This is a genomic window from Thermodesulfobacteriota bacterium, from assembly GCA_040756475.1.
GTDB lineage: Bacteria > Desulfobacterota > Deferrisomatia > Deferrisomatales > JACRMM01 > JBFLZB01.
Genome location: JBFLZB010000220.1, coordinates 1 through 7,309, shown reverse-complemented (window position 1 = coordinate 7,309; position 7,309 = coordinate 1). Strand labels below are relative to the sequence as shown.

Below are 7,309 nucleotides of genomic sequence, written 5' to 3'. Positions count from 1 at the left end.
GTGGGGGGCCGGGCGAGGTGAGGGCTCGCCGGCCCCCCGCCCGACGGGTGGGCATCGCACCGGCCTCTGAGGCCCCCAGCCCCTGATCCCTAGCCCCTAGCCCCTGATCCCTAGCCCCTAGCCCCTAGCCCCTGACCCCCAGCCCCTGATCCGGGAGCAACCATGGACATCCTGATCTACGGCTTCATCCAGAGCGTGAGCCTGATCCTCATGGCCTTCGGGTTCTCGCTGGTCTATGGGGTGAGCCGGCTGCCCAACTTCGCCCACGGGGCGATCTACGTGCTCACGGGGTTCCTGGCCTGGGTGTTCCTGCACCGCGCGGGCCTTCCCTACCCGGTGGCCGTCGTCCTGGCGCTCGCCGCAGCAGCCCTGTTCGGAGTGCTCATCTACCAGCTCGTGTTGAAGCGGGTCCGGGGCCTGGAGGTGTCGGAGGTCATCGCAACCTACGCCATCGGGCTCGCCATCCTGGAGGGGCTTCGCTGGGCAGGCTTTCGGGGCATGACCTACTCCCTTCCCGTGCTCTCGGACGGGGTGGCCTTCCTGGGGGACGTGCCGGTGGACCACCAGCGCCTGGCGGTGGTGGCGCTCGGGGTCGCCACCCTGGGGGGCGTGTGGCTCTTCACCCGGTACACCCGCATCGGGCTCGCGCTCAAGGGCATGGCCCAGGACGAGCGGGCGGCCATGATGCTCGGGATCGACTCGGACCGGGCCGCCACGGTGGCCGTGGCCCTGGGGAGCGCGCTGGCGGGGCTGGGGGCCCTCATCCTCCTGCCCCTGGGGAGCGTGGTGGTGGAAGAGGGCTACAAGGTGCTCATCTACGCCATCGCGGTGTGCGTGGTGGGGGGCCTGGGGAGCTGGGCCGGCACGGTGCTCGCTTCCTTCGTGCTGGGGTACTCCCAGTACCTGACGGTGGCCTACGGCAAGGCCCACTACCAGATGGTGGTGATGCTGCTCGCGATCATCGTGACGCTCGTGCTGCGGCCCTCGGGGTTCTTCGGCAAACAGAAACAACTGGAGGAGAGGGTGTGATGGCGCAGCGCCTGGAGCGAGTCGACCGGGGCATCAAGGTCCGCAGCGAAACCCTCTACGCCCTGAGCTCCTGGCGGGAGATCGCCTACCTGGTGGCGCCCCGGGCGCTCCTGATCGGCGGGTTCCTGCTGCTGCCCCTGGTGCTGCTGCCCTGGCCCTACTGGGGCCGGGTGATGCTCTCGGTGTGCGTGCTCGCGCTCTTGGCGGTGTCGTTCGACTTCCTCGCCAACTACGTGGGGCTCGTGTGCCTGGGGGGCGCCTTCTTCTTCGGGGTGGGGGGGTACACGGCGGCGCTGCTCAACACCCAGTGGGGGCTGCCGCCGCTCCTGTCGATCCCGATCGCGTCGGTGGTGGGGGCGGCGCTGTGCACGGCGATGCTCGCCCCGTGCCTGCCGCTTCGGGGGATCTACTTCGCCATCGTGACGCTGATGTATCCGCTCCTCATGACCCGGATCATCGAGGCCGCCGACGTGCTCGGGGGCACCGAGGGCTTCCGGGGCATCGCGGGGTTCTCGTCGGCCTGGACCGAGCAGTACGGGCTCATCGTCGCGCTGCTGGTGGCCGTCTTCGCCCTGCGGCGCTTCGTGGCCGAGGACGTGGGGCTCTCCATCCGCGCGGTGAAGGACAACGACCAGGCGGTGCGCGCCTCGGGGATCAGCGTGGCCCGCACCAAGGCCAAGGCGGTGTTCCTGGCATCGCTGCTCGGGTGCTTCGCGGGGGCGTACTACATCCACCTGTACCGCAGCGTGGGCATCTCGGCGTTTGCCCTGGATCTCTCCATCCTGCCCATCGCGGCCACGGTGATCGGGGGGGGCGGCACCCTGGTGGGGCCGATCCTGGGGGCGCTGCTGCTCGTGCCCCTCTCGGAGGTGCTGCGCGACTTCGGGAGCCTGCGCATCGTGATCTACGCCCTGGTGCTGACGGGGTTCGTGGTGCTGCGCAGCGAGGGCATCCTTCTCTACGCGAGCCGCAAGTACCAGCAGTTCGAGCGCTGGGTGGAGGTGTGAGGGTGGCCGAGCCGATCCTGGACGTACACGACCTCTCGAAGCACTTCGGGGGCGTCAAGGCCCTGGACGGGGTGAGCTTCCGCGTGGAGCCGGGCGACGTGCTGGGCATCATCGGCCCCAACGGCTCCGGGAAGACCACCCTCATCAACTGCATCACGGGGTTCCTGCGCCCCACCCGGGGGCGGGTGCGCTTCAAGGACCGGGACATCACGGGGATGCGGGCCGACCGGGTGGCGGACCTGGGGGTTACCCGCACCTTCCAGATCATGCGGCCCTACTTCAGCCTGCCGGCCTACAAGAACCTCATCATCCCCCTTTCGTCGCCCCGAGCCCGGCGGGTGGGGGGCTGGCGAGGCGGCGGGAGCCACGGCGACCGGGACACGGTGGCCGTGGACATCCTGGAGGAGCTGGGGTTCGAGCGCGACTCCCGGGTGCCCTACAAGATGGCGGGCACGCTGCCCACCGGGTACTTGAAGCGCCTGGAGCTCGCCCGGTGCATCGCGCTCGCCCCCGAGGTGATCATCTGCGACGAGGTCTTCTCGGGGCTCTCGGCGAGCGAGATCTCGAGCCTCGTGCCCCTGATCGAGAAGCTCCACCAGCAGGGCATCACGATCCTCATGGTGGAGCACCGGCTCCGGGAGCTCTTCCAGGTGGCCAACCGGGTGCTCGCCCTCTCCTCGGGGGAGAAGATCACCGAGGGCACCCCCGCCCAGGTCATGGAGCACCCCAAGGTGCGCGAGGCGTACCTGGGCTCCGAGGAGGTTCCCGCATGCTAGGCGGCGCGCTGGAGGCCACGGGCCTCATGGTGTTCTACGAGAACATGCTGGCGCTCAACAACGTGGACCTGCGCTGCGGCGAGACCGAGGTCCTGGGGGTCTTCGGCGCCAACAGCGCCGGCAAGTCCACCCTCATGTACGCCCTCTCGGGCATTCTCCTCGACATCCAGCACAAGGAGAAGATGAAGGGCGGCGAGCGGATCTCGCTCTTCGGCGAGGTGCGCTACGGGGGGGAGGTGCTCGGGGAGCTCAAGGCCCACGAGCGCGCCCGGCGGGGCATCGTGCTCTGCCCGGAGCGGCGCCGGCTCTTCCCCGAGTCGAGCGTGCTCGAAAACCTCAAGATCGGCGCCTACCTGGCCACCAAGGCGCAGGCCCGGAGCACCCTGGAGTACGTGCTGGAGCTCTTCCCCGGCCTGGTGAAGCACCTCAAGCGCCCCGCGGGCTTCCTGAGCGGAGGCGAGCAGCAGATGGTGGCCATCGGCCGCGCCCTCATGGCCCAGCCCCGGCTGCTGCTCCTGGACGAGCCCCTGCTCGGACTCGCCCCGAGCATCCAGCACACCCTGGTGGCATCGATCCCCGTGATCCGCAAGGAGCGCGGAATCTCGGTGATCGTCACCGAACAGTACGCCCGGCCGGTGATGCCCTACGTGGACCGAGCGGTCATCCTGGAGAACGGCTCCACCGTCCTGTCCGGCACCCGCGACGAGCTCCTGGGGAACCCCGACGTGCGGGCGGCGTATTTTGGATGTTGAATAGAGGCGGCTCGTTGCCCGTGGTCCGTTGCCCGTTGGAGTAAGGAAAGGCTGCCCGTTGTAAGTTGCCCGTTGTCCGTTGGAGGAAGGATCGACGGCCGCTTCACGCGACACTCGTCACTCGTCACTCGGCACTTTCACCCGTCACCTGGAACGTAAGAACATGGACCGACCCTATACCCTCGAAGGCCTCACCATCGACCCGTCGCGCCGGGAGTTCACGTTCAGCCGGTGGTTCGAGATGGCCGAGCGGCATCCCGACCGGGCGGCCCTGGTGTACCTGGGGACGCACTTCACCTACCGGAGGCTGCGCGCCGACGTGGAGCGGTTCGCCGGGGCGCTGGCGCGGCGGGGGGTCAAGCGCCAGGACCGGGTGATGCTCTACCTCGCCAACTGCCCCCAGTGGGTGATCGCGAACTTCGCCATCCAGCGGCTCGGGGCGGTGGTGGTGCCGGTCTCCCCCATCTACACGGCCCACGAGCTGGAGTACCTGGTGCAGGACGCGGGCGTCGAGACGGTGGTCTGCCAGGACACCAACTACGGCTACGTCCACGAGGTGCAGGGCCGCACGGGCCTCAAGAACGTGGTGGTAACCACGCTCACCGAGCTCCTGCCCCGGTGGAAGGTGGGCCTGGGGCACCTCCTCCACGTCATCCCCCGGGGCAAGGTGGCCAAAGGCGAGCACGTCCACACCTTCTCCGACCTCCTGCGCGAGCCCGCAGGGACACTGCCGGACATGGACATCGACCCCTGGAAGGATCTCGCCACGATCCTCTACACGGGGGGCACCACGGGCTTTCCCAAGGGCGTGCCGGGCAACCACATGACCGAGGTGGCCTACGTGCGCGACGTGATGGACCGGGTGGTGGGGCCCCACACCAAGGAGGGCACCGACACGGTGCTCATGGTCAACCCCCTCTACCACATCATGGCCAAGGGCTTCATGATCGCGGCGGGCCTGAACTTCGGCAACACCGTGGTCCTCATGCCCATGCCCCACGTGGACGCCCTGATGGCCGAGGTGGAGCGCCACCGGGTGCGGTGGTTCCTGGGGGTGCCCGCCCTCTATCGGATGATCCTCGAGAGCGACCGCCTCAAGGAGTACCGCCTCGACAGCGTGCGCTACTGCTACTGCGGCGGCGACGTGCTCCCGGGGGAGGTCTTCAACCGGTGGAAGGAGCACACCGGGGTTCCCATCTACCAGGTCTACGGCTCCACCGAGGTCGGCCACGTGGCCTACAGCCTCCTGGAGGACGACCCCCAGCCCACGGTCATCGGCCGGCCGCTGCCCTCCTACCGCTGCAAGGTGGTAGACCCCGGCACCCTGGAAGACGTGCCCCCGGGCAAGACCGGCGAGCTCCTCGTCACCGCCGACTTCACCATCAAGAGCTACTGGAACAAGCCCGCCGAGAACGCCCGGTCCTTCGTGAAGATCGGCCGCGACGTGTACTACCGGATGGGGGACTTCGTGGTGGCCAACGAGCGGGGCGAGATCCAGTTCATGGAGCGCACCGCCGACGTGATCAAGCACAAGGGCTACCGGGTCTCGGCCTCGGAGGTGGAGGCCGTGCTCCAAGACAACCCGGCCGTCATGGGGGCGTGCGTGGTGGGGGTGGAGGACCCGGCGGTGGGCGAGCGCATCAAGGCCATCGTGGTCTTGAAGACCGACGCCAAGGGCGTCTCGGGCACGGATCTCCGACGCTGGTGCCAGGAGCGCCTGGCCTCCTACAAGGTGCCCCAGTACATCGAGTTTCGCGACATGCTCCCCAAGAGCAAGGTGGGAAAGCTCCTGCGCCGCGAGATCCGCGACGAAGAGCGCCGCAAGGCCGGGAAGGACACCAAGACCCGGGCGGCTTGAGGCGCCGAGAAGGCGGCGCGTTCGGGGGGCTTTCCTCCGGGAGTTTCGCCGGATGCGCGGCATGGCTGCGGGCGAGCGCTTTCGGATGCGGGGCCGGGTCGGGTAAGCTCCGGCCATGCGCCTGCTGCTCCTCCACCCCTGGATCGCCGACGTCGCGGCCTACAACTTCTGGGTCCGGCCCCTGGGGCTCTATGCCCTCGCCGAGTGGGCCTGGGAGCGGGGGGCCGACGTGGCCCTGGTGGACTGCCTCTCGGGCTTTCCGGCACCGGGCCGCTTTCGGCGGGAGCCGGTGGCGCCCCCCGAGGCGCTTCGGGGATTTCCCCGGGCGTTTGCCCGCTACGGGATCTCCCGGGAGGAACTGCGAGCCCGCCTGGGCCGGGCCGAGCCGTGGGACGCGGTGCTCGTGACCTCGGCCATGGGGTACTGGTACCCGGGGGTGCAGTGGGCCGTGGAGGAGGCGCGCCGGCGCCGGCCCGGAGCCCCCGTGCTCCTGGGGGGCGTCTACCCCACCCTCTGGCTGGAGCACGCGCGGCGAGAGGCGGGAGCGGACCGGGTCTTCCCCGGAGCCCTGGAGGCGGTTGCCGCCGAGCTCGCGGGATGCCTGGGGCTTCCCCGGGAGCCGGTGCGGCCGCGCAGGCCCTGGTACCGCCTGGGGCTCCACGACGGGGCGGCCCATGCCGCCCTGCGCACCGCCCGGGGCTGCCCCTACCGGTGCGCCTACTGCGCCTCGGAGAAGCTCTCGGGCCCCTTCGCCCCCCGGGGCGCCTCGGAGGTGGCGGCCGAGCTCGCGGCCCTGGCAGAGCTGGGCGTGACCGACGCCGCCTGGTACGACGACGCGCTCCTCGTGGACTTTTCCCACCGCCTCGGGCCCGCCCTGGGCGAAGCCGACCGGCGCGCCCCCCGAACCCGGGCACTGCGCTTCCACACCCCCAACGGCCTCCACGCGCGCCTCGTGACCGAGGAAGCCGCCCCGGTCCTGGCCGCGCGCTTCGCCACCCTCCGCCTGGCCTTGGAGACCGTGGACCCCGCCCGCCAGGAAGGCACGGGGGCCAAGGTCGGCACCCCGGACTTGGAACGGGCCGTGTCCCGCCTGCGGCGTGCGGGAGCGCCGCCCGAATCCATCGGCGTCTACCTCTTGGTGGGCCTCCCCGGCCAGCCCCTGGAGGAAGTGCGAGAAGGGATCGCCTTCGTCCGCTCCCTGGGCGTGCGCCCGCACCTGGCAGAGTTCTCCCCCATCCCGGGGACCCCCGCGTGGGACGAAGTCCGGGCCCGCGGGCTGCTGCCCCCCGACCCCGACCCCCTCCTCACCAACAACACGGTCTACCTGCGCCGCTTCGCCGGCTACCCCCCGGAGGAGCTGGAGGCCCTGCTTCGCTCCGTTCGCCATCCCCTTCCGTGACCGGCTGAAATGGCTGCGTTTTTGCTGACAGGGTCTCGACGGATCACCCGAATGTGGAGGTCGTCGAAGAGGTGAACCATGAAGGTCAGCTATGACGACGAAGTGGACGTGGCCTACCTTGAGCTATCCGACCGTGTGCCGGACGGTGCGATGGAACTGGCAGACGGCGTCATTCTCCACACCACCAAGGAGAATGAAATCGTAGGGATTGAGATCATCGACGCCAGCGCGCGGTTCCCGGTGCAGAATCTCTACCGCTACGAGCTCGTGGAAGGATCGTCGCGAGGCAAGGTCCATTCCCCTCGGGAGAGGTGATCGTGGTCCCGGTTCCCCATCCCGCTATCAGCCCGGATCGGCCAAGATGCAGCAGGGCGAAGTGACCTTGCTGCGCCGCCAGCTCGAGCGCAAGTTCGGCCCGCTGCCCGGGTGGGCAGCGGAGCGCCTGGAGGAGCCCTCCTCCGCAGAGCTGGAGCTCTGGGCCGACCGGG

General features: G+C 69.6%; 7 protein-coding genes. All 7 read left to right on the top strand.

All coding sequences use genetic code 11. The features are described 5' to 3' along the window. The first annotated feature begins 162 nt into the window (after positions 1-162). The 7 genes from AB1578_20750 (at position 163) to AB1578_20720 (ending at position 7,136) form a co-directional block, all read left to right on the top strand. The gene (locus AB1578_20750) at positions 163-1,029 is read left to right on the top strand and encodes a branched-chain amino acid ABC transporter permease (GenBank protein ID MEW6490325.1); all 867 of its coding nucleotides are present in this window, start codon (positions 163-165) and stop codon (positions 1,027-1,029) included. Next, positions 1,029-2,036, top strand: coding sequence for a branched-chain amino acid ABC transporter permease (locus AB1578_20745; GenBank protein ID MEW6490324.1), 1,008 nt, complete (start codon positions 1,029-1,031; stop codon positions 2,034-2,036). The genes AB1578_20750 and AB1578_20745 overlap by 1 nt, the downstream gene beginning before the upstream one ends. 2 nt (positions 2,037-2,038) lie before the next feature. Further along, on the top strand, positions 2,039-2,812 hold the full coding sequence (locus tag AB1578_20740; GenBank protein ID MEW6490323.1) for an ABC transporter ATP-binding protein: 774 nt from the start codon (positions 2,039-2,041) through the stop codon (positions 2,810-2,812). Next, positions 2,806-3,564 carry an ATP-binding cassette domain-containing protein gene (locus AB1578_20735; protein MEW6490322.1) on the top strand — a complete coding sequence of 253 codons (759 nt, stop codon included), beginning with the start codon at positions 2,806-2,808 and terminating at the stop codon, positions 3,562-3,564. Before AB1578_20740 ends, AB1578_20735 begins: the two co-directional genes overlap by 7 nt. Before the next feature lie 163 nt (positions 3,565-3,727). Continuing rightward, positions 3,728-5,422 carry an AMP-binding protein gene (locus AB1578_20730; GenBank protein MEW6490321.1) on the top strand — a complete coding sequence of 565 codons (1,695 nt, stop codon included), beginning with the start codon at positions 3,728-3,730 and terminating at the stop codon, positions 5,420-5,422. Between the two features lie 115 nt (positions 5,423-5,537). Beyond that, on the top strand, positions 5,538-6,821 hold the full coding sequence (locus AB1578_20725) for a B12-binding domain-containing radical SAM protein (GenBank protein MEW6490320.1): 1,284 nt from the start codon (positions 5,538-5,540) through the stop codon (positions 6,819-6,821). A 78-nt stretch (positions 6,822-6,899) separates the two neighbouring features. Next, entirely contained in the window at positions 6,900-7,136 is a 237-nt protein-coding gene (locus AB1578_20720) for a DUF2283 domain-containing protein (protein MEW6490319.1), read from the top strand. Positions 7,137-7,309 lie beyond the last annotated feature (173 nt).